Source organism: Microbulbifer mixtoriginis (SeqCode), from assembly GCF_052467945.1.
In genome coordinates this window covers 4,638,856-4,659,411 of the sequence record NZ_CP174328.1, presented here as the reverse complement: position 1 = coordinate 4,659,411, position 20,556 = coordinate 4,638,856, and the positions used below count along the sequence as shown (strand labels likewise).

Genomic DNA, 20,556 nt, shown 5'->3' with positions numbered 1-20,556 from the left:
CCTTGACGACCAGGTCAATTTCAAAAGCCCCAACTCCATCCCCCGAAGCCAGGCGCGAAATTATCCTGCCCAACAGGATCGCCCCTATAAATTATGCTGTTCAATGCTGCAAAACCAGCCCGAAATTCGGTCCATGTATTTAGTTAACGAACAGAGATACAACCCCCTCAAAAAATACTAAAAGATATAGTTGACAGGTATGACAGGTCACATAGAATGACTTCAGATTTAGCGGTACCAGTGTGTCGCCAGATCCTCTCCAGCGGGTATGGCCGGTAAGTCAGCGATCCCGCTATTGGCAATTAGATGTTTGCTAAGCGAATACCCTAAGACCCTGGGCCCCCTTGTTTTTTCGGGGCCTTTTTTTTATCTTGCCAAAACCTCTGACTCTCCTTCCCTGCTTTCTTACTTATCCAGCAGCACCCCTGCGGACATTGCCGGAACTAATGGACTTATGGCAGTACAATCACCTACCGAATTAATGATATCTCCAGCTCTGGAGAACAATTTTTGAAGATCTACCTTGTTGGCGGCGCAGTGCGCGACAGACTTTTGAATCGTCCAGTTACCGAGCGCGACTGGGTAGTGGTTGGGGCAGATGCAGATAGAATGCAGGACCTCGGATACAGCCCAGTCGGCAAAGATTTTCCAGTATTCCTACACCCTGAGACCGGTGAAGAATACGCGCTCGCTCGCACCGAAAGAAAGAGCGGACACGGCTATGGCGGTTTTACAGTTAACGCCGATGCCAATATCACCCTGGAAGAGGATCTCCTGCGGCGAGATCTCACTATTAATGCCATTGCAGAAGACACCGACGGCAAGCTAATTGACCCCTACGGCGGGCAGAAAGATCTGGAGGCACGGCTTTTGCGCCATGTTTCCCCTGCTTTTGCCGAAGACCCGCTAAGAGTTCTGCGAGTGGCCCGCTTTGCCGCCCGCTACCATCACCTTGGCTTTAGCGTTGCCCCTGAAACCATGATACTCATGCGCCAGATGGTAGAAGCGGGTGAAGTGGAATATCTGGTGGCCGAGAGAGTCTGGAAAGAGGTAAGCCGGGCGCTTACCGAGCCAGACCCCGATATTTTTATTCGAGTACTGCGAGACTGCGGCGCCCTATCAGTACTTTTACCAGAGTTAGAAAGTTTGTTTGGTGTTCCCCAGCCGCCCAAACACCACCCCGAAGTGGACACTGGAGAACACGTACTACTAGCCCTGCGCGCCGCACCGGCAGAGCTCCCCTTGCGTTTTGCAGTACTGCTACACGACCTGGGCAAAGGACTGACTCCCGAGGAAATTCTTCCCAGTCACCACGGCCACGAGGCCGCAGGCGTACCTCTTGTAAAAGCCGTCTGTGAGCGCTGGCGTACCCCAAAAGACCTGACTGCACTAGCTGTCGGGGTCTGCGAATATCACCTGCATTGCCACCGAGCCTTCGAATTGCGCCCACAAACCATTATGAAAATAATCCGCAGTCTGGATGCCTTGCGACGTCCCGAGCGATTTGAGAACTTTCTTCGCGCCTGTGAGGCTGATGCCCGAGGTCGTGAGGGACTGGAGAATCGAGATTATCCACAGGTGGAATTTTTACGCGCCGCTCGAGATGAGGCAGCGGCAGTAACTGCCGAGGAGTTGATTAAACAGGGCTACCAGGGTGCGAAACTCGGGCAAGCACTGGACCGGGAGCGTATCAAGGCAATCGCCAAAGTAAAGGATGACTACATTGCGTAATGTGTTGATTACCGGTGCCGCCGCACGCCTGGGTCGTGCTATTGCTGAGGAGCTACATAAAGATCACAGAGTTGTTATTCACTATCGCAACTCGGCTGATGCTGCCAAGGCCCTGGCAAACGAGCTGAACCAACTTCGCCCCAACTCTGCCATAGCGTTGCACAGTGAATTGAATAGCGCCGAAGCCTGTTCCAATCTGGCCCAGCGCGCACAAGAGGCCTGGGGCGGTATTGATGTTCTGGTCAACAATGCCTCAGCATTTCACCCCACACCTGTGGGAAAGGCGACCGAGGAGGACTGGGATCGGCTGGTAGGCAGCAACCTCAAAGCCCCTTTCTTTCTCACTCAGGCCCTGAAAGAAACACTCAGCCAACAACAGGGTTGCGTTGTTAATATGGCGGATATTCACGCCGAGCGCCCGATGCCCGAGCACACTATTTACTGCGCCGCCAAGGCTGGGCTGGTAATGCTGACAAAAAGCCTCGCTCTGGAACTATCGCCCCAGGTGCGGGTCAATGCAGTCGCCCCCGGTGCCATTCTTTGGCCAGAACAAGAGGCAACTAACGAAGCCAAGAAAGCAAAAATCACCCAGTGCATTCCTTTGGCTCGAACCGGTGACCCCAGCGATATCGCCAAGACCGTGCGCTTCCTTGCCTGTGATGCCCCCTATATCAACGGTCAGGTTATTGCCGTTGACGGCGGCCGCAACCTCAATATCTAGAGCGGTCCAACCAATATCTAAAACAGTCCAACAACGGGGCTTCACTTCAATTTCACCGGCACTCTGTCAGAATGTTTTGTAACTTCCTCTGCCAAAAGAGATTTGCCGGTGCGCTCACTGAAGATATTGTTGATTGAAGATAACCCCACTATCGCCCGCCAGCTTGCCGAATTCCTACATGCTGAGGGCTGGCAGATAGATTATGCCCACCGGGGTCGCCAGGGCTTGCAGCTGGCCCTGGAACAAATCTTCGACCTGATTATTCTCGACCTGGGCCTGCCGGATATGGACGGCTTAGAGGTCTGCGAAAAGATCAAAGCACAAGCGCCAATTAACATGCCAATTCTGATGTTAACTGCCCGAGATGCTCTCGCAGATAAAGAACGCGGATTTGGTATCGGTGCCGATGACTACTTATGTAAGCCCTTCGAACCAAGGGAACTGATACTGAGATGCCGCGCCCTGGCACGTAGACACCAGCTGCATACCAGTGAAGAAATTAAGGTTGGTGATTTACAGATAAACCAGCGCCAGCAAACGGCCTACCGGGATAAACAACCTCTGCCCCTGACAACTATCGGTTTTCGCATTCTCACTATGCTTGCCCAGGCGTCGCCAGCACCAGTAAGCCGCTCGGCAATAATCCACCATATTTGGGGTGATGAACCCCCAGAAACAGACGCCTTAAAATCCCACATTTATAGTCTTCGCCAAACACTGGATAAGCCTTTCCAGGCCCCTATGTTGAAAACCATCACCAATCTCGGTTATCAGTTGGAAACTCCCAATGCGCGAAACCAGTAATTTACAGAGGAAGGTCTTCGCTATTTTTGGCAGTTTTACCCTACTGCTATGCTTGGTGTTTTTTGCCATTTGTATGATGGTGGCCTATGTAGTTGAAGACCATTTACTCGATAACTTATTGGCCGGAGAAGTCCGCTACCTCGAACAGCAGGCAAGACTGCCTAATACGACCCCAGAGCCACGCCTACCCTATTTAACGCTATACACTGAAAGCAAAATAATTCCGGCCGAACTGCGCACTGCTCTACCAAGCTATGCAGAAAAGGCTGAGTGGTTTAGTGATACTGAACATCACTTCCATTTACGCAGAGTACATTTTCCAGACAACCATTCCGCCGTTCTCGTAGCTGAAGTCAGTGAATTGCTCACTGTTACCCGACAATCTTCAAAGCTTCTCTGGCTCTTTGCCAGCGCCTGTATCTTGACCCTACTCTTAGCCCTCTATTGTGCTTATCGTATTTCCCGTAAAACCATCGCGCCTGTAGTAACCCTTGCTAAAGCAGTTCAGCAGCAGAGAAACTGCGATTCTCAAATTTCCCTGCCCTATAACAATGAACAAGATGAAATCGGTTATCTCGCAAGTACATTGCAAGATACACTTAACCAGCTCAAGCTAACATTGCGCAGGGAAACTGAGTTTACCCGGGATACAAGCCATGAGTTGCGCACCGGGCTAACCATTCTGAAAAGCACACTGGCTCTCAGTCAAAATCGGGAAATGACTTTAGCTGAGAAAAATGAGCTATTAGAAACGGTTACCGGTATGGAAAAAACCGTTAAGACACTATTAGCCCTCGCCCGCTCTGAGTCTCTACAGTCGGAAGATATCCCATTGCGTGCTTTACTAGAGGAGCGTCTTTTAGCTCAACACCAGTTAATTGTACAAAAGCATTTTAATGTTGATTTAAAGTTAGGGCACAAAGTCAGAGTCCTGGCCAATCGACACCTGGTAAGTCTGTTATTCGACAACTTAATCAGCAATGCATTACAGCACGCTACCAGCCCTGAGTTGGTTATTACCTATAAGGGGGACACACTATTTTTTGAGAACACCACAGACAACCAGTTAGACCTAGAAACCTCCCTCTTACCCGGCCAAAAAAGGGAAGGCAGTGACGGTATTGGTCAAGGCCTTTTCCTGGCCAAGAGAATCTGTGAAGCCTTAAATTGGACTATCTCTATCCAATGTCGAAACAATATTTATCAGTGCGCTCTGTCTTTTACACAGTAGCGTTCTAAGATTCAAATTTTTACCGTATGCGCTCGAGATGCACACTGAATCGGCATCCATACCTTATACGATCTCGAGCGCAGCTTATTCTTTCTTCCTAAATAGCAATTACAATCTCACCAGAATTTCACCTTCCACCCCTTATTCTCCTACGAACTCACTAGAATATTTTCCGTCTGCTACTGCAATTTTGGAGATTAATATGTTGAAGAAAATTATTATTTCCCTGGCACTGACTTTGTCCGTCTTTTTTGGTTTTATTATTTGGATCAAGGGCCTAATTCCACCCCAAGAGCAGGACTTTTCCACTACGACAGTCAGTGACCTGCCGTATTTACAACAATTACCCAGGGAAAGCCGAGGAAAAATATTAGCTGTTGTTACCAGTACTGAAACGATGGGAGATAGTGGCAAGGCAACTGGTTATGAATTAACTGAACTGGCACGCCCCTATTACATCTTTTCAGCCAACGGATTTATTGTCGATATTGCCAGTCCCAAAGGCGGCAAACCGCCTGCGGTGATCGATAAAGATGATCTGGGGCCTTTCGACTATGCCTTTCTCAATGACCCGGAGGCACAACAAAAGGTCAATCACAGTATTCCTATCGATCAGGTATCAGCAGAGGATTACCAGGCCGTATTTTTTGTCGGCGGTAAAGGCACCATGTTCGATTTCCCCGACAATCCCCATATCCAGTCCCTGGTGCGGGAAACCTATAACAGCGGCAAAATTATCGGAGCGGTATGCCACGGGCCAGCAGCCCTTGCCAATGTCACCCTGGATAATGGCAAGCTCTTAATCGCCGATCGGCAGATCAGTGCTTTTACTAACGAAGAGGAGCTTTTTCTTATCCCAGACGCCGAGCAACGATTTCCATTCCTGCTTGAGGATCGCTTACGTGAGCAAGGCGCGTTTTTTCAGGCTGGGCCCACTTACCTGGAACAAGTCAGCGTGGATGGCCAGCTTATTACCGGGCAAAACCCCTGGTCCACCTGGCTGGCGGCTGAGAGTATGGTAAGCGCGATGGGGTATACCCCTGTTCCACGCCAAATCACTCCGGCGGAACAGACCGTCAAATTACTACTCACTTATGAGCAGCGCGGCTTTACCGAGGCCACAGAGAAATTACACAAGCTTCAGGAGAAAGGGAAAATAGACCAGCGCCTACTGGCCATGCACGGCGTTATCTCTGCTATGCGTTGGGAGCCGGGCAGGGCTCTGGACATAATCAGACTGCTGTCCAAGAGCCAGGATTGATAGAGCCCCTCAAAAAGCCAGCTAGCCAGCCTGCTCTAGGGGCTGGCCATTTTCATCCACAAATAATACATCGCGAATACTGAGTTTTTGTCCCTGGGCATTCTGTACAGCCACTTCGGAGATAGGCTCACCACTGTTTTTATCGACCAGATGCATCCCATCTTTATTGCCGTTCCAGCGCAGATTCCACTGGCGTAGGGCGATTACCACCGTAAACAGGTCCCGGCCTTTTTCCGTTAAGCGGTACTCATAGCGAGTGCCGTGTTCACCCGCATCAAAGCGCACCAGCACTTCGTTTTCCACCAAACGGGATAACCGATCCACAAGGATATTTTTGGCGATTCCCAGGTTTCTTTGGAAATCCACAAAACGGCGGGTACCCAGCATCGCCTGCTTAATTATCAGCAGGGACCACCAGTCCCCCACCTCATTTAGGGCGCAAGCCAGGGAGCAATCAAGATCATCAAAGCGTTTACGTGACATATAGGGAGCCTCTAAATAACTCCGTCATACCTCTGGCATGCAGAGCGGTTCACAATCAAGGCGCGGCTTCACAGGAATGTCTAGACCTTTCAAGAAGTCGCAACGCGGAGTGTGAATCGCTCAGCAAGCCCCGAAGGGCGGGCCTTGAAGGCCACAGCTGCTGCGTTGCAGCTCTTGCAAAGGACTGAGCCATTCGCGGCGAGCTGCGCCTAACATCTGCAGCCTTCAAGGCCCGCAGAGGCATTACGGAGTTATTCAGAGGCTCCCTAGCCATTATACCGGCAAAAGAGTTGCAATACGAAACCAGATATTGAATTCAACCTTAAAATAAGGTCTTATAACGCAACCGTTTTAATTGTGACCTTGTGGGACCAGTGAGTCCCAGTGTTGAATCTAGACATTCAGGAGAGAAATATGAGTGGTTCCCTGGACAACCTACTGCGTCCTTTCGAGCATAAATCCCTAAAGCTGCGCAACCGGGTTGCAATGGCCCCCATGACTCGCACCATGTCACCGGGCTATTCAGCCAATGACCAAGTGGCCGGCTATTACCGCCGCCGAGCTGAAGGTGAAGTGGGACTAATTATTACCGAAGGCACCTTCGTTAATCATAAAGCCGCAAACGGCTACGAGAATGTTCCGGCAATCTACGGTGAGGCCGCTCTCGCCGGCTGGAAAAAAGTGGTAGACGAAGTACACGCTGCCGGTGGCCAGATTATCCCGCAGTTATGGCACGTAGGCTCCGTGCGCAAAGAGGGCATAGGCCCGGATAAATCAGTGCCCGGCTACTCCCCCTCAGGCCTGTTCAAACCCGGCAAGCCCAATGGCCAGGCGATGAGCAAAGAGGACATCCAGGAAGTTGTACAAGCTTTTGCGGACGCGGCGAAAGCAGCCAAGGAAATTGGATTTGACGGCGTAGAGATCCACGGCGCCCACGGCTATCTGATCGACCAGTTTTTCTGGGAAGGTACCAACCAACGCGATGACGAGTACGGTGGCTCCATCGAAAATCGCACCCGCTTTGCAGTAGAAATTATCAAAGCGGTACGTGAAGCCGTAGGCGAAGACTTTGCCATAGTGCTGCGCTACTCCCAGTGGAAGCAGCAGGATTACGAAGCCAAGTTGGCGCAAAACCCGGAAGAACTGAAACGCTTCCTAACACCGCTAGTTGAAGCTGGCGTTGATATTTTCCACGCCTCTACAAGACGCTTCTGGGTGCCAGAATTTGAGGGTTCTGATCTCAACCTGGCAGGCTGGACCAAGGAATTGACTGGAAAACCGGTAATTTCTGTCGGCAGTGTCGGCCTCGACGATGATTTTATCGGCGGCAATAACCAGGGTATGGGCGGCACTGCCAATCCTACCGATTTAGCCGAACTGACCCGCCGTATGGACAACCAGGAGTTCGACCTGATTGCCGTTGGCCGCGCACTATTACAAGACTCACACTGGTTCGCCAAGGTACGTGAAGATCGCGCGGAGGAAATCACTCCGTTCACCAAAGAGGCGCTAATGAGCCTGAGTTAATTTTTACTGACAAAAAAAGCAGCCTCTAAAGGCTGCTTTTTTATCTACATTTTTTAAAAAATTATTGGAATCACGGCCAAATAAATTCTACCGGCCACAATTTTTGTGAAGCCTGGTCGTACTCATTCCACAGCTGACGGTAAGTTTTCTGCTCGATCGGATGCAATACTTCCGGAGCAATCTCTGCCAGAGGCTGTAAAACAAAGGCATTTTTTACAATCTCACCTCGAGGCAATTTCACTCCATCGATAGTCCCCGTAAGTTGATCATAGGTAAGAATATCAATATCCAGGGTGCGCGCACTGAATTTAGGTCCAGAGCGCAGGCGGCCGTTGGCATCTTCGATACCACGCAGACACAGGGCCAGCTGCCTTACCGGCAGGTCAGTTTGTAGTCCCACCACCAGGTTGTAAAAATTATCCCCAGGGAATCCTACCGCTTCGCTCTCGAAAACCTGGGACACCTCCAAGTCGCCAAACTGCCCTGTGAGAGCATCCAGCGCTGCGCGGATATATTGCGCGCGATTGATATTACTGCCGAGGCTGAGATACACCTGAGCCACGTTTACACTCCCGCAGACATCGCTGCTGCACCTTTTGCTGGCCTTTCGCCACGCTCAATAATGACACCCACATCCCTGGACCCTCGGACCGCACCCGGCTTGGACAAACGCAGTCGCAGCCAGCTTACGGAAAACTCTTCCCTGACAATTGCCGCAGCCTGTTCCGCCATAGTTTCCACCAACAGGAACTCGCTGCTCTCAATAAAAGCGATCAAGCGTTTGGCCACCGCCTTATAGTTAAGTGTGTGCTCGATATTGTCTGTACGCGCCGCCTCGCTGATATCGAAAGCCATTTCTATATCAAGGCTGACGGTCTGGCGTACTTCACGCTCCCACTCGTAAATACCGATAATGGTATTCACCTTTAAATCCCGTATATAAACAATATCCATTTATCGGCTCTTTTCTTTTTACTGCCAGGATGCCCCTGGGATTTCTTAGAGTTCGGTCTTGGGCAATTCTGTCATTGGCCAACGTGGACGCACATCAACTGCAAGGCTCGTCTGTTCTCCGGCTTGCAAACGCAAACTACCGGCATAGGCGATCATAGCGCCGTTATCGGTGCAAAACTCATGACGGGGGTAGTAGACGCTGGCACTATCCTTGCGCAGGCTCGTTTCCAAACGTTCACGCAACAATTTATTCGCGGAAACCCCACCGGCAATGACCAAAGTTTTATAACCAGAGGCTTTAATTGCACGGCGACATTTAATCACTAGAGTATCCACGACCGCCTCTTGGAAGGCTGCCGCAATATCCGCACAGGTCTGTTCATCCGGCAGGCCATCTTCGAGGGCGTGCTGACGCACAGTGGTCAGGGTGAAGGTTTTTAAGCCCGAAAAGCTGAAATCCAGCCCCGGTCGATCAGTCATAGGGCGAGGGAAGGTAAAGCGCTTGGGATCACCTTTCTCAGCCAAGGCTGCCAAACGCGGACCACCGGGGTAGTCCAGATCAAGCATCTTGGCGGCCTTGTCAAAAGCTTCACCAGCGGCATCGTCCAGGGATTCCCCCATCAGTTCGTAGTCGCCAAGACCGCGCACTTCGACCAACTGGGTATGACCACCAGAGACCAGCAAGGCCACAAAAGGAAAGGCCGGTGGGTTGTCCTCCAGCATCGGAGCTAATAAATGCCCCTCCATATGATGTACAGCCACAGCGGGCACACCCCAGCCATACGCTAAGGCGCGGCCGGCACAGGCGCCCACCATCAGGGCGCCAACCAAGCCTGGACCGGCGGTATAAGCTGCACCATCCAAATCGGAAGGCTTGGTATTGGTCTTCGCCATTACCTGCCGTACCAACGGCAACAGCTTGCGCACATGGTCGCGGCTTGCCAGTTCAGGGACTACACCACCGTAATCGGCGTGGAGGTCAACCTGACTGAATAGAGCATGGCCGAGCAGACCGGACTCAGAATCGTAGATAGCGACGCCAGTTTCATCGCAGGAAGTTTCTATACCGAGGACGCGCACTTGATTTCATTCTCGTGACTACTTCGAGGGGCGGTTATCATACTGGAAAATGGGGTTGCGATCCCGTATAGGAGTGTTTAGAATTTGCGCCCTCGCTGTGAACCGGCCACCGGATGCAACTGCGAGAGCATTGCCGGAATGGCCGAGAGAAACGAATTTTAACAGGTATCCTAATGCCCTCTGTACGAATCAAAGACAACGAACCTTTCGATATCGCTCTGCGCCGCTTCAAGCGCTCCTGTGAAAAAGCAGGCGTACTGTCTGAAGTACGTCGTCGCGAGTTCTACGAGAAGCCCACCGCTGTTCGTAAGCGCAAAGCTGCTGCCGCGGTTAAGCGTCACGCTAAAAAGCTTCAGCGCGAAAACCGCAAGTTCCAGCGTCTCTACTAAGAGCCGCAGGCTGAATAAGCCTGTCGCAGCGAGGCGGCCGGACGGGCTTAGCCCGTAGCGGAGCTATAAAGAACGGCGTGCGAGCCCTACTCGCGCGCCGTTTTTCGTTCTGCCAACCGCATTCTCCATGCTCGGCGGACGCGCTATCCTTAGCGCTCAGCCCAATAAACCACAATCAATGCCAATCCCGGAACACTCACTATGAGCACTCTCAAGGACACCCTGACTCAAGCGACCAAAGACGCAATGAAAGCACGCGACAAAGAGCGTCTTGCCACCCTGCGTTTAATCAATGCTGAGATCAAACGAGTTGAAGTGGATGAGCGCATCGATCTGGATGACGCGCGTATCCTCGCTCTGCTGGACAAGATGACCAAACAGCGCCGCGACTCCATCACCCAGTATGAAAAGGCCGGCCGCGCCGAGCTGGCTGCAGTGGAACAGGCGGAGATCGAAGTCATCCAAGAGTTCCTGCCCAAGCAGTTGACCGAAGCGGAGATTAGCGAAATTGTCGCTTCCGCCGTGCAGAGCACCGGGGCCAGCGGTATGGCCGACATGGGTAAAGTGATTGCCCAGGTGAAGCCCCAGGTTCAAGGCCGTGCAGATATGGGCGCAGTCAGCAAATTGGTTAAGGCCCGACTGGCCTAACGCCCAGCCGGATTGCAGAACAGTATGCCCAGCAAGATCCCCCAGCACTTTATCGACGACCTGCTCGCCCGCGCAGATATCGTCGAGCTGGTGGACAGTAGGGTAAAACTGCGCAAGACCGGAAAAAACTACTCCGCCTGCTGCCCCTTCCACGACGAAAAAACCCCATCCTTTACCGTGAGCCCAGACAAGCAGTTCTACTACTGTTTCGGCTGTGGCGCCAACGGCAATGCAATCGGCTTCCTGATGGAATACGATCGCCTGCCATTTCCCGAAGCCGTGGAAAAACTGGCAGCCACCCGCGGCTTGGAAGTACCCAGAGAGGCATTGGCTCCCGGGCAGGAAAAGCGCCAGAGGGAAAGCCAATCCCTCTATCAACTGGCGGAAAAAGCTGCAGAATTCTACCGTGAACAGCTACGCAACCACCCTGCAGCAGGTAACGCAGTGGCCTACTTGCGCAATCGCGGATTATCCGGGGAAATTGCCCGAGATTTCGACATCGGCTTGGCACCACCGGGCTGGGACAACCTGCTCAACGCACTGGCCGACACTCCCGAAAAAGCCGACCAGCTTGAACTGGCAGGACTCGCCATTCGTCGCCAGGACAGTGACGGCAACAGCAAACCAGGCGGGCGTCACCACTACGACCGCTTCCGTAACCGTATCATCTTCCCCATTCGCGACCAGCGCGGCCGCACCATCGCCTTTGGCGGCCGGGTACTGGGGGATGAAAAGCCCAAGTACCTCAACTCCCCGGAAACCCCGATTTTCCACAAAAGCCGTGAACTCTACGGCCTGTGGGAAGCGCGCCAGGCCAATCGCAACTTAGAGCGCTTGATCGTGGTGGAGGGCTATATGGATGTAGTGGCCCTGGCGCAGTTCGATATCCGCTACGCCGTCGCAACCCTTGGCACTGCCTGCGGCGAAGAGCACATTCAGCTGGCCTTTCGCCATACTAGTGAATTGCTATTTTGTTTTGATGGTGACCGCGCCGGCCGCGCCGCCGCCCGCCGCGCACTGGAATCTGCCCTGCCCCATATGCAGGACGGCCGCAGCCTACGCTTTTTGTTGCTGCCGGAAGGAGAAGACCCGGACACTCTGGTGCGACAACTGGGTGGAGAACGTTTCCAGCAACTGATAGAAGAGCAGGCCCGCCCCCTGGAGGACTTTCTCTTCGACCTGCTCAGCGAAGACATCAACCTCCAGACCATGGACGGCCGCGCGCGCTTGTCCAAGCTGGCCGCCCCACTGCTGGATTTGCTGCCAGGAGGCGTATATCGCCAACTGATGTTCCAGCAGCTGGCCTCGCGCACCGGACTCGATAAAGACACTCTGCAGGAGGTGATTCACGCGGAGAAGGCTCGCAACACCCAGTTACAGCAAGCACAGGCACAGCCAACTGTCACCGGCGCGCCCCTCTCTACCGAGCAGGATGAGGAACTCCAACACCGCACCCCGCCGGAACCCTGGCCCCGCGAAGACGAATCTGAATATTTCCCCAAACTTGGGGACAGCCCACGCCGCACCGGCCAGTATCGCCTACCTCCTGAACGTATGCTGGTAGCGCTGATCCTCCACCACCCCGAGCTGGCCACGCAGATTGAGGACTTGCAACAGTTCCTCGGCGCCGACAACCCAGACCTGCTGCTATTTGCCCAGCTGGTGGAGCTTTTCAAGAGCCGCCCACAACTTAACTTTCGCCAATTGATCGGCCACTGGCGCGCCCATCACGGCGCCGAATCCAGCGATATTCTGGCTAAGCTGGCGATATCTCCCCTAGTTTCCGGGGTTCGTCACCTAGCCCAAGGCGATAGCAATCTGGAATACGATCCCCAGGCTGAATTTAACGACTGTCTACGTCACCTAGAAAAATCCGATGCCAAGCAGCGTAATCGCGATCTCTTGGCCCAGTTAAAAGCCGGTGCCCAGCTCAGTCAGGAAGAACAACTGGCTTTATTGGCCAACTGGCGCAGAAAAGACAATTAATCTGCAATAACCCCTTGAAAACTGCGGTCTCAACACTATATTCACTCACCCCGCCGGGCGGGAACGGGAACCTCAGCACCCTAAAATTCACACCAGAGCCGTTGCTTGACAGCTAGAGTGGTTATTGCTAGTGCATATACGCTATAATCCCGCGTCTTTGTCCCGTATTTTCATCCCCAGAATTCAGGGTTGTGCATGACCGACAAAACCCAGCAACAAACCTCCCGTATCAAGGAGTTGATCGCCCGCGGTAAAGAGCAGGGCTATCTCACCTATGCCGAGGTAAATGACCACCTCCCGGAAGATATTTCCGATCCCGATCAGGTGGAAGACATTATTGGCATGATCAACGACATGGGTATCAAGGTGTTCGAAAGCGCACCAGATGCCGAAGAGTTGTTGATGGCCGAGGGTGACAGCTCCGCCGACGAAATCGCCGCAGCCGAAGCCGCCGCCGCACTGGCCGCAGTTGAGTCTGATGTAGGCCGCACCACCGATCCGGTACGCATGTATATGCGCGAAATGGGCACTGTAGAGCTGCTCACGCGCGAGGGCGAAATCGCCATTGCCAAGCGTATCGAAGAGGGCCTACGCGAGCTGATGGCCGCCCTCGCCTACTGGCCTGGCGCAGTACAGCAAATCATCGATGAATACGCGCTCATCGAGAAAGAAGAGCGCCGTATCCCCGATGTCATCGCCGGCTGGCTCGACCCAGCTGAAGATGTGCCCCCCGGAGCCCAGGCTGGCCAAGCCGCTGTAGTAAGCGACAACAGCAGCGAGTCCTCTGAAAGCGAAGGCGAAGAGGACGATGACTCGGACGACGCCGACGATTCCTCCAGCGAGGAAGAAGAGGAAAACGCCGGCGGTCTCGACCCAGAGGAGCTGGCCGAGCGCATGAATGCGCTGATCGCTGCGCAGAAAGCCGCCGATGAGGCCATCGCCGCCCACGGTCGCGACTCCAAGGAAGCCGGTACTGCTTTGGAAGCCGTCGCCGAGGTATTCCGCTACTTCAAACTGGCACCACGCCAGTTCGATCCTCTCTACGGCGAAGTTCGCGATATTCTCGATAGTGTGCGCAGGCAAGAGCGCATCACTATGAATTTGTGCATCAAGCGTGCACGTATGCCGCGCAAGACCTTTATCAAGGAATTTCCCGGCAACGAAACCAATGAAGAGTGGATCCCCGCGATCATCAAAAAGAAGCGCGACTACTCTGACGCCCTGCGTCATGTCGTAGACGATATCGTTCGCGCGCAACGCAAGCTGGCCCAGTGCCAAGAGCGCTCCGGTCTAGACGTAGGCCAGATCAAAGAGATCAACCGCCGTATGTCCATTGGCGAGGCCCGCTCCCGCCGCGCTAAAAAGGAAATGGTTGAAGCTAACCTACGCCTGGTTATCTCTATCGCCAAGAAGTACACCAATCGCGGCCTGCAGTTCCTGGACCTGATCCAGGAGGGCAATATCGGCCTGATGAAGGCAGTAGATAAATTCGAATACCGCCGCGGCTACAAGTTCTCCACCTACGCCACCTGGTGGATTCGCCAGGCTATTACCCGCTCTATCGCAGACCAGGCACGCACCATTCGTATCCCGGTGCATATGATTGAGACTATCAACAAGCTCAACCGTATCAGCCGCCAAATGCTACAGGAAATGGGACGCGAACCCACGCCGGAGGAGCTGGGCGAGCGCATGGATATGCCGGAAGACAAGGTGCGCAAGGTCCTCAAAATCGCCAAGGAGCCCATTTCCATGGAGACTCCTATCGGTGACGATGAAGACTCGCACCTGGGTGACTTTATTGAGGACCAGAACCAGTCCTCCCCGGTGGACACCGCCACCCAGACAGGCCTGCACGACGCCACCCGCTCCGTGCTCTCCGGCCTAACCGCGCGTGAAGCCAAGGTACTGCGTATGCGCTTCGGTATCGACATGAACACCGACCACACCCTGGAAGAGGTGGGTAAGCAGTTCGATGTAACCCGTGAACGTATTCGCCAGATCGAGGCTAAGGCCCTGCGTAAGCTGAGGCATCCATCCCGATCAGAGCACCTGCGGAGCTTCCTCGACGAGTAAGCCCCCACGAAAAAGCCCGGTTCGACCGGGCTTTTTTATGTGACACAATCATGACCGCCCGCAAGGGTCTACGGATGGCAGGAGAGCAGCATGCAAAAAGAAGTCGCCAATAAACCGGAAGAGTCTGAAGAAGTCGCCAATAAACCGGAAGAGTCTGAAGAAGTCGCCAACAAGCCAGGCAAAAAAGGTATTGCCCGCCTGATTGCCGCCGCCAAATATTCAAGCGAAGGTCTCAGCGCCGCCTGGCGTAATGAGGAAGCCTTTCGTATTGAAGTTATCCTCGCTATCTTCTTTGTCCCTTTTGCCCTATGGGTAGGAGACACCCCGGCTGAACGCGCCGTATTGATAGCTGTTAGCCTGGTGGTATTGCCTTTGGAGCTTATCAATAGCGCTATTGAAGCCACTGTGGACCGCATAGGAGCTGAAAAGCACCCACTGGCCAAGATCGCCAAAGACACCGGCTCTGCCGCAGTAGCAGTGGCCCTGTTAATGTGGTTTATCGTCTGGGGTTGTATTGTGATTCCCAAGTTGCCGATTTAACCGCACTACTTGAAAATCGTTAGTTATAAAAAAAAGGGAGGCTACGCCTCCCCTTCTATAACCTGAACAATGGTACTAACTAACACCAACAAACTGAACAGGCGTACCAACAAGCTCAAAATGGGATATCCATCCCTTACTTTCTAGGCTGGGAAGTTAAAATTTAAAGACCGCTCAAATAATAGCTACTGAGATTGACGTTGTTGTGCAAACACGACAAGAAGAAATTTCTGCCACAAAGGCATTGATTTGAAAGGAAAAATCTTGTACTTTGCCCAACCGCTTGCAACGATACCCGCAAGCAAAGTGTGGGCCCTTAGCTCAGTTGGTTAGAGCATCCGACTCATAATCGGCAGGTCCTGGGTTCGAGTCCCGGAGGGCCCACCATTTTAATCCCCAATTAATCCCTTCTCATGTGACTCACTGGGTTTCTAGGCGTCTAGGAAAAGCACCCACTTACGCACTCCCAACGTTGAAGTAGCTAGCGATATATCACACCTTTTCTAAAGCCCACTAAATTCAAACATCAAACTATTAATCCGCCATCACCACCAAAATCTCGAAGAAACATAGAAGGTCATAAAAACTTTTACAGCGGATGATATTCACCACTGATAGAGAGCGATTAGAAGCCTGAACTATTATGAATAGATCTATATCAAGACTACTCCTAACAACTAGTCAAAGTGTTGTAATTTCAAGTAGGGTGCTCAATCCTCTCCGTAAACCATTAAAAATAGTGTTCAGTTATTTGAAACAGCAGTATCTCTAAATAAATTTTGATCATTCATCCAAGGTATTTTTTCGGCGACATGACATGTCATACATGCAGAGCGGGCATTGGAAAATCCTTGCCAGGCTTTTTTTATATCCCTGGTCTCAAATGCACTAAGTACAGCTTCATATGTTGAGTTTATAAAAATTGCATCCGAATTTGCCCTCCGGGCAGGACGTTTTAGGTAACCATTCTCAATGACAGCTTTAATTTTTTTCCAATGATATATAGCTAGGTCAAAGTTCTCATTCTGAAGTGCCGAATATATGGTTTTGTAACGATCCCCTACTTCCCACATGGAAACAGAAAAACCACCAAGATAGTTTTGCAGTAAAATTAAGCGATCTTTATCATTTTCTGCATTCAATAACCAATCACGCTCATCGCCCGTATCGTAACTCTCAGAATACGCAAAATTTTCTACAGATAAAGTTACAATCAGCGCTATCAATAACTTATTCCCATTAAAAGTCTTTGTCATGAGCTATACCAGTTTCCCAGAGACGTATACCAACTAAATACTTATAGCAGCAGAAAATAACGCCAGTTTCTTTCCATTCAAATAATTTTTAATTTCTAGACCTTTTAAGCACCCAAATAAATATATTGCAAGTACTTAAACCTTCAGTTAGATATAAGATTTTCTCATAGAGAATAATGAATAAAAATTTGAAGTATATAGCCCTATGACCCCTTCAACGCCATACAGAAGCGTCGTGAGCTTAAAGAATATATTGGCAACTCTGCAGAGAAAAGTGATTGACCGTCATCAACATTACCTAGACCACAATGAGTAAAATAATCTGGTTCAGAGCTTCTCTCAGGATTACCCAATAACCATTACTCTAGGTAAATTTTATCTCAAAGCCAGCTATAACTGATGGGTGGCCACTACTCCATGCCTATTAACTCTATAAATGTCCAATTCCAGAATGGGCAGGGACCTGAATTAAGTAAAGGTACACAAAGTATATTTTAAATTCTCGATTTCCGGTTGAAGCGCGCTATGTAGGATATACTGCACCAGTTAAACAATAGTCAGCACCTGCAGCTTGATATGGATGTTCAGCACGCCTGGTTAACAATATCCTCAGATAAGAAGCACAGAATCGGTTGCCTGCCATTGAATTAGTGATAACCCAACCTAATCCTATGATTAATGGCCATCAAGATTGGCTAGAAGGCCTGAAAACAAAGGCTCTTAAGATTAAAGGAAGAACATAATGAAAGCACTGACGCTAAAAGCACCTGGCGGTCTTGAAAATATCTCTCTGAGCGAAATTAATGACCCCGGCAAGCCAGGGCCTGGGCAGATTCGTGTTGCCATTGGCGCATCCTCGCTCAACTTCCATGATTTGCTGGTTGCCGACGGCAGTATATCTACCGAAGATGGCCGTATTTTAATGTCTGATGGTGCAGGAACAGTTGAGGCCGTTGGTGAGGGTGTCACCGAATTTAAGATCGGTGATTCCGTGGTTTCCTGCTTTTTCCCCCAATGGCAGGCAGGGCCGGCATGCCACAGTGTTTGGGGCTTCGCCAATACACCCGGAGATGGCATTGATGGAATGGCAGCCCAGCATGTAGTACGTGATGCCACTGCATTTACCCTGGCACCCAAGGGCTGGAGTCATACTGAATCTGCCACTATTACTACAGCGGGCCTCACGGCCTGGAGGGCCTTGGTCAGCGATGGCAAGGTTAAACCAGGAGATATAATTTTAACCCTTGGTACTGGCGGCGTATCTATTGCCGTAATTCAAATTGCCAATATGTTGGGCGCCCAAGTAATTGTGACCTCATCCTCCGATGAGAAACTAGAACGCGCCAAGAAGCTGGGGGCAACTCACGGGATTAATTACAAAGCCCATACACAGTGGTCAGAAAAAGTACTGGAGTTAACCCATGGCAAAGGGGCCGATCATATTATCGAGGTGGGTGGGCCCGCCACTTTGGAACAATCTATTCAGTCAGTTAGGGTGGGGGGGCACATTTCTCTCATTGGGGTGCTAACTGGCAGAGAGGGAGAAGTCCCAACAGCATTACTGATGGGAAAACAAGCACGCCTACAAGGGCTGGTTGTGGGGAATCGCCGTGAACAGCAGAATTATGTTGCGGCATTGGAAAGCAACACAGTGCATCCAGTTATCGATAAGACATTTCCGTTTGCCAATCTTGAGGAAGCTTTTGAGTATCAAACCAGCGGTTCGCACTTTGGTAAGATTTGTGTGGAGTGGTAACCGTTTATTTTAAAGAGCTACTCCCTAGAAAATGAGTAATACACTGCTACCGGCATTTATTATGTATAAACTCATGGATACGCTCAATGAGTATTGATACCTAATAAAATTTCGAGTGCAGTGTATTATTTTTTCAGTACAATGAAAGTCAATATTTACTATGACTTTATCTAACTTTCACGATCCTTTTCTTGAATATGATTTAGTAACTGTAATAGTGCTCCGTCCCTACCCTGCTTATAGTCACGCCAGCTTGTCGTCATCGGAAAATCAGGGTATAGCGCATCGGTAGGAGATTGAATAAAGCGATAATAGCGCTTGGCAATACTTATCTCTCTCTTCGAGTTTTTAAGCTTAAAATGGTTAGTTTCAGAGGCTATATTAGGATCGGCGCCTGTCGGAGTACCCACCAAGTTGGTATTGAGAATTTGCTGATACTGGGCCGCATTACTCATCGCTGCTGATTGAGTACCTTCATCAATCATTACATATATACCATTGCGCCAATCGAATTGATTCAAATTTTGAATACAGGAAGAGAGAGCCAATCCTACGTAAAAATCCCCGCCATGATTATCTCGAAAATCGATAACAAGATTCTGAACTCTACTATCACGTACGATATCAACAATATTCTCACACTGTTCTTGAAGATCACGTAAATCTGGATAACTATCAAAGTCCACGTAAACTGCGTCGTACTTTCTTAGTAAAGCCAGGCGGATACCAGACAAGTCGATATTAAAATAATTAATATCAGGAACCAAAACCGGATACTGTGTGCTCAACCCACCAAATTTTTCCATAGGCACAGAGTGCACTTTCATTGAGATAGATTTACCATCTTTTAAAAACTGGTAAGTCACCTCATCTTGTCCATCACTAATGCCAGTGCCATAAAGAAACTTGGCCAATACTACGCATTAAACGCATTATTCCCAACTCTATTTCTGCTTCATTCATATCTTGCAGAGATTTAAGTAGATTATGGATTTGCTCATAGAATTCATATTTGTCAACATTAACAAGCGGATCTATATGATGTGTCTCAATTAATTACTGTATATCTTCCTTCCACAAACTAACCTTCTCAGTTTCAAGTGTGTTGGCTTTATATGAAAAAAAATAACAAGTAGATAATTAAAAATAATCTTTGTTTTATGCTTGATTCCGGCTGAAATATGAGGGAGAGACCCCAAACTGAAGGTGAAAGGCCCGGCGAAAACTATCGTAACTGGAAAAGCCCACTCGTAGAGCTACTTGCTCCAAACTCAAGGACTCGCAAGTAATCAGGTCCCGCGCCCGATTGAGACGAATTTGATTTAAATACTGGCTAGGCGTGCTGTGTAAATGACGTTTGAACAAGCGTGTTAACTGGCGCTCACTGATAGATATTCTCTCGGCCATATCGGAGACACTGATAGGTTTTTGATAATCTTGAGCTAACCACTCCAGCAATGGGTTGAGACGCATGCTATCGCCAGATTGTACCTGTAATAAGTCTGAGTACTGTGCCTGACCACCGCGGCGCTGTAGATAGACCACCAGTTCTTTGGCAACACTCGCAGCAATAGTATTGCCGTGGTCTCTTCGGATGATCTCTAAGGCTAGGTCGACGCCAGATAAAACACCGGCGGAAGACCAAATTCCTTCACTTTCAATAAACAGCGGGTCTTCTTCCACTTGATAATTAACTGCCTGTTGTGCCAATTCTCGGCAATGTCGCCAATGTGTAGTAACTCTATGACTCTGTTCAGGAAAAATCTTTGCTAGAATAAAAGCACCGGTACAGATACTCATTACCCTACGGGCATTTTCAGCTATCAGTCTCAAGGCATTGAGTTGCTTCAAGCTCAGTTCCAATTGCCGCATCCCAACACCGCCACAAATGACCAAGTAATCAACTTGTGGTAATTCAAAGATATCGCAGTCTACAGAAAGGGATTGTCCATACGCTGTTTCAACAACCCCTGAAGACAAACCTAATAAGTAGCAAGAATAGGCCTCACTGATAAAACTGTTAGTCTCCATAAATGCATCCAAGGGGCCAAATAAGTCCAGGGCCTGAAAGCCATCGGCAATGAAAAAACCAATCTTTCTGCTCATAGTAATT

The 20,556-nt window shown here is 50.4% G+C and carries 19 protein-coding genes and 1 tRNA gene; 13 read left to right on the top strand and 7 right to left on the bottom strand.

The window, feature by feature from the left end; translation table 11 throughout:
• The first annotated feature begins 510 nt into the window (after positions 1–510).
• From ACJJIJ_RS20240 to ACJJIJ_RS20220, 5 genes are all read left to right on the top strand, one after another.
• Positions 511–1,731: a multifunctional CCA addition/repair protein gene (locus tag ACJJIJ_RS20240; protein WP_444938278.1), complete on the top strand. Its 1,221-nt coding sequence runs from the start codon at positions 511–513 to the stop codon at positions 1,729–1,731.
• A complete protein-coding gene (locus tag ACJJIJ_RS20235) occupies positions 1,715–2,452 on the top strand; it encodes a pteridine reductase (RefSeq protein WP_444938277.1) in 738 nt (245 codons plus the stop codon). Before ACJJIJ_RS20240 ends, ACJJIJ_RS20235 begins: the two co-directional genes overlap by 17 nt.
• Positions 2,453–2,560: 108 nt before the next feature.
• The gene (locus ACJJIJ_RS20230; RefSeq protein WP_444938276.1) at positions 2,561–3,256 is read left to right on the top strand and encodes a response regulator transcription factor; all 696 of its coding nucleotides are present in this window, start codon (positions 2,561–2,563) and stop codon (positions 3,254–3,256) included.
• Positions 3,240–4,487 carry a sensor histidine kinase gene (locus ACJJIJ_RS20225; RefSeq protein WP_444938275.1) on the top strand — a complete coding sequence of 416 codons (1,248 nt, stop codon included), beginning with the start codon at positions 3,240–3,242 and terminating at the stop codon, positions 4,485–4,487. Before ACJJIJ_RS20230 ends, ACJJIJ_RS20225 begins: the two co-directional genes overlap by 17 nt.
• 202 nt (positions 4,488–4,689) lie before the next feature.
• Positions 4,690–5,748, top strand: a complete 1,059-nt coding sequence (locus ACJJIJ_RS20220; RefSeq protein WP_444938274.1) for a type 1 glutamine amidotransferase domain-containing protein — start codon at positions 4,690–4,692, stop codon at positions 5,746–5,748.
• Between the two features lie 21 nt (positions 5,749–5,769).
• Here ACJJIJ_RS20220 and ACJJIJ_RS20215 read toward each other — a convergent pair whose 3' ends face one another.
• A complete protein-coding gene (locus tag ACJJIJ_RS20215; RefSeq protein ID WP_108731589.1) occupies positions 5,770–6,231 on the bottom strand; it encodes a winged helix-turn-helix transcriptional regulator in 462 nt (153 codons plus the stop codon).
• 414 nt (positions 6,232–6,645) lie between these two features.
• On the opposite strand from ACJJIJ_RS20215, the gene ACJJIJ_RS20210 reads away from it, so the two are divergent.
• Positions 6,646–7,758 (top strand): NADH:flavin oxidoreductase, encoded by a 1,113-nt coding sequence (locus ACJJIJ_RS20210; protein WP_444938273.1) that lies wholly within the window; start codon positions 6,646–6,648, stop codon positions 7,756–7,758.
• Positions 7,759–7,828: 70 nt separating this feature from the next.
• Here the strand turns inward: ACJJIJ_RS20210 and folK are convergent, their stop codons facing one another.
• Genes folK through tsaD form a run of 3 tightly spaced genes read right to left on the bottom strand, consistent with a single transcriptional unit; the run spans position 7,829 to position 9,792 of the window.
• The gene (gene folK / locus ACJJIJ_RS20205; RefSeq protein ID WP_444938272.1) at positions 7,829–8,320 is read right to left on the bottom strand and encodes a 2-amino-4-hydroxy-6-hydroxymethyldihydropteridine diphosphokinase; all 492 of its coding nucleotides are present in this window, start codon (positions 8,318–8,320) and stop codon (positions 7,829–7,831) included.
• Positions 8,321–8,322: 2 nt separating this feature from the next.
• Positions 8,323–8,712 carry a dihydroneopterin aldolase gene (gene folB, locus ACJJIJ_RS20200; RefSeq protein WP_444887906.1) on the bottom strand — a complete coding sequence of 130 codons (390 nt, stop codon included), beginning with the start codon at positions 8,710–8,712 and terminating at the stop codon, positions 8,323–8,325.
• Positions 8,713–8,757: 45 nt separating this feature from the next.
• Positions 8,758–9,792 (bottom strand): tRNA (adenosine(37)-N6)-threonylcarbamoyltransferase complex transferase subunit TsaD, encoded by a 1,035-nt coding sequence (tsaD, locus tag ACJJIJ_RS20195; RefSeq protein WP_444938271.1) that lies wholly within the window; start codon positions 9,790–9,792, stop codon positions 8,758–8,760.
• Between the two features lie 173 nt (positions 9,793–9,965).
• Between tsaD and rpsU the strand changes: the two genes are divergently transcribed.
• The 6 genes from rpsU to ACJJIJ_RS20165 all read left to right on the top strand — a co-directional run bounded on the left by rpsU (position 9,966) and on the right by ACJJIJ_RS20165 (position 15,818).
• The gene (gene rpsU, locus ACJJIJ_RS20190; protein ID WP_020411530.1) at positions 9,966–10,181 is read left to right on the top strand and encodes a 30S ribosomal protein S21; all 216 of its coding nucleotides are present in this window, start codon (positions 9,966–9,968) and stop codon (positions 10,179–10,181) included.
• A gap of 201 nt (positions 10,182–10,382) precedes the next feature.
• Complete coding sequence (locus ACJJIJ_RS20185; RefSeq protein ID WP_444883624.1) at positions 10,383–10,829, top strand: GatB/YqeY domain-containing protein; 447 nt, start codon at positions 10,383–10,385, stop codon at positions 10,827–10,829.
• A 24-nt stretch (positions 10,830–10,853) separates the two neighbouring features.
• Positions 10,854–12,815, top strand: coding sequence for a DNA primase (gene dnaG, locus ACJJIJ_RS20180; RefSeq protein WP_444938270.1), 1,962 nt, complete (start codon positions 10,854–10,856; stop codon positions 12,813–12,815).
• A 195-nt stretch (positions 12,816–13,010) separates the two neighbouring features.
• Positions 13,011–14,891 (top strand): RNA polymerase sigma factor RpoD, encoded by a 1,881-nt coding sequence (gene rpoD, locus ACJJIJ_RS20175; RefSeq protein ID WP_444887903.1) that lies wholly within the window; start codon positions 13,011–13,013, stop codon positions 14,889–14,891.
• Positions 14,892–14,981: 90 nt separating this feature from the next.
• The gene (locus ACJJIJ_RS20170; RefSeq protein ID WP_444938269.1) at positions 14,982–15,431 is read left to right on the top strand and encodes a diacylglycerol kinase; all 450 of its coding nucleotides are present in this window, start codon (positions 14,982–14,984) and stop codon (positions 15,429–15,431) included.
• A 310-nt stretch (positions 15,432–15,741) separates the two neighbouring features.
• Positions 15,742–15,818 (top strand) — tRNA-Ile (locus ACJJIJ_RS20165).
• A 356-nt stretch (positions 15,819–16,174) separates the two neighbouring features.
• Here the strand turns inward: ACJJIJ_RS20165 and ACJJIJ_RS20160 are convergent.
• Positions 16,175–16,687, bottom strand: coding sequence for a hypothetical protein (locus ACJJIJ_RS20160; RefSeq protein ID WP_444938268.1), 513 nt, complete (start codon positions 16,685–16,687; stop codon positions 16,175–16,177).
• Positions 16,688–17,429: 742 nt separating this feature from the next.
• On the opposite strand from ACJJIJ_RS20160, the gene ACJJIJ_RS20155 reads away from it, so the two are divergent.
• Positions 17,430–18,443: a zinc-dependent alcohol dehydrogenase family protein gene (locus ACJJIJ_RS20155; protein WP_444938267.1), complete on the top strand. Its 1,014-nt coding sequence runs from the start codon at positions 17,430–17,432 to the stop codon at positions 18,441–18,443.
• 170 nt (positions 18,444–18,613) lie between these two features.
• Here the strand turns inward: ACJJIJ_RS20155 and ACJJIJ_RS20150 are convergent, their stop codons facing one another.
• Both ACJJIJ_RS20150 and ACJJIJ_RS20145 read right to left on the bottom strand, forming a co-directional pair.
• Positions 18,614–19,357 (bottom strand): hypothetical protein, encoded by a 744-nt coding sequence (locus tag ACJJIJ_RS20150; RefSeq protein WP_444938266.1) that lies wholly within the window; start codon positions 19,355–19,357, stop codon positions 18,614–18,616.
• A 244-nt stretch (positions 19,358–19,601) separates the two neighbouring features.
• Positions 19,602–20,549: a GlxA family transcriptional regulator gene (locus ACJJIJ_RS20145; protein ID WP_444938265.1), complete on the bottom strand. Its 948-nt coding sequence runs from the start codon at positions 20,547–20,549 to the stop codon at positions 19,602–19,604.
• Between the last annotated feature and the right edge of the window lie 7 nt (positions 20,550–20,556).

Excerpts from the sequence above, each read along its gene's own strand:
- dnaG (WP_444938270.1), top strand. The coding sequence starts at position 10,854 with ATGCCCAGCAAGATCCCCCAGCACTTTATCGACGACCTGCTCGCCCGC.
- ACJJIJ_RS20220 (WP_444938274.1), top strand. The coding sequence starts at position 4,690 with ATGTTGAAGAAAATTATTATTTCCCTGGCACTGACTTTGTCCGTCTTT.
- ACJJIJ_RS20145 (WP_444938265.1), bottom strand. The coding sequence starts at position 20,549 with ATGAGCAGAAAGATTGGTTTTTTCATTGCCGATGGCTTTCAGGCCCTG.
- ACJJIJ_RS20160 (WP_444938268.1), bottom strand. The coding sequence starts at position 16,687 with ATGACAAAGACTTTTAATGGGAATAAGTTATTGATAGCGCTGATTGTA.
- rpsU (WP_020411530.1), top strand. The coding sequence starts at position 9,966 with ATGCCCTCTGTACGAATCAAAGACAACGAACCTTTCGATATCGCTCTG.
- ACJJIJ_RS20210 (WP_444938273.1), top strand. The coding sequence starts at position 6,646 with ATGAGTGGTTCCCTGGACAACCTACTGCGTCCTTTCGAGCATAAATCC.
- ACJJIJ_RS20225 (WP_444938275.1), top strand. The coding sequence starts at position 3,240 with ATGCGCGAAACCAGTAATTTACAGAGGAAGGTCTTCGCTATTTTTGGC.
- ACJJIJ_RS20170 (WP_444938269.1), top strand. The coding sequence starts at position 14,982 with ATGCAAAAAGAAGTCGCCAATAAACCGGAAGAGTCTGAAGAAGTCGCC.
- ACJJIJ_RS20185 (WP_444883624.1), top strand. The coding sequence starts at position 10,383 with ATGAGCACTCTCAAGGACACCCTGACTCAAGCGACCAAAGACGCAATG.
- ACJJIJ_RS20235 (WP_444938277.1), top strand. The coding sequence starts at position 1,715 with ATGACTACATTGCGTAATGTGTTGATTACCGGTGCCGCCGCACGCCTG.
- folB (WP_444887906.1), bottom strand. The coding sequence starts at position 8,712 with ATGGATATTGTTTATATACGGGATTTAAAGGTGAATACCATTATCGGT.
- ACJJIJ_RS20215 (WP_108731589.1), bottom strand. The coding sequence starts at position 6,231 with ATGTCACGTAAACGCTTTGATGATCTTGATTGCTCCCTGGCTTGCGCC.
- rpoD (WP_444887903.1), top strand. The coding sequence starts at position 13,011 with ATGACCGACAAAACCCAGCAACAAACCTCCCGTATCAAGGAGTTGATC.
- ACJJIJ_RS20155 (WP_444938267.1), top strand. The coding sequence starts at position 17,430 with ATGAAAGCACTGACGCTAAAAGCACCTGGCGGTCTTGAAAATATCTCT.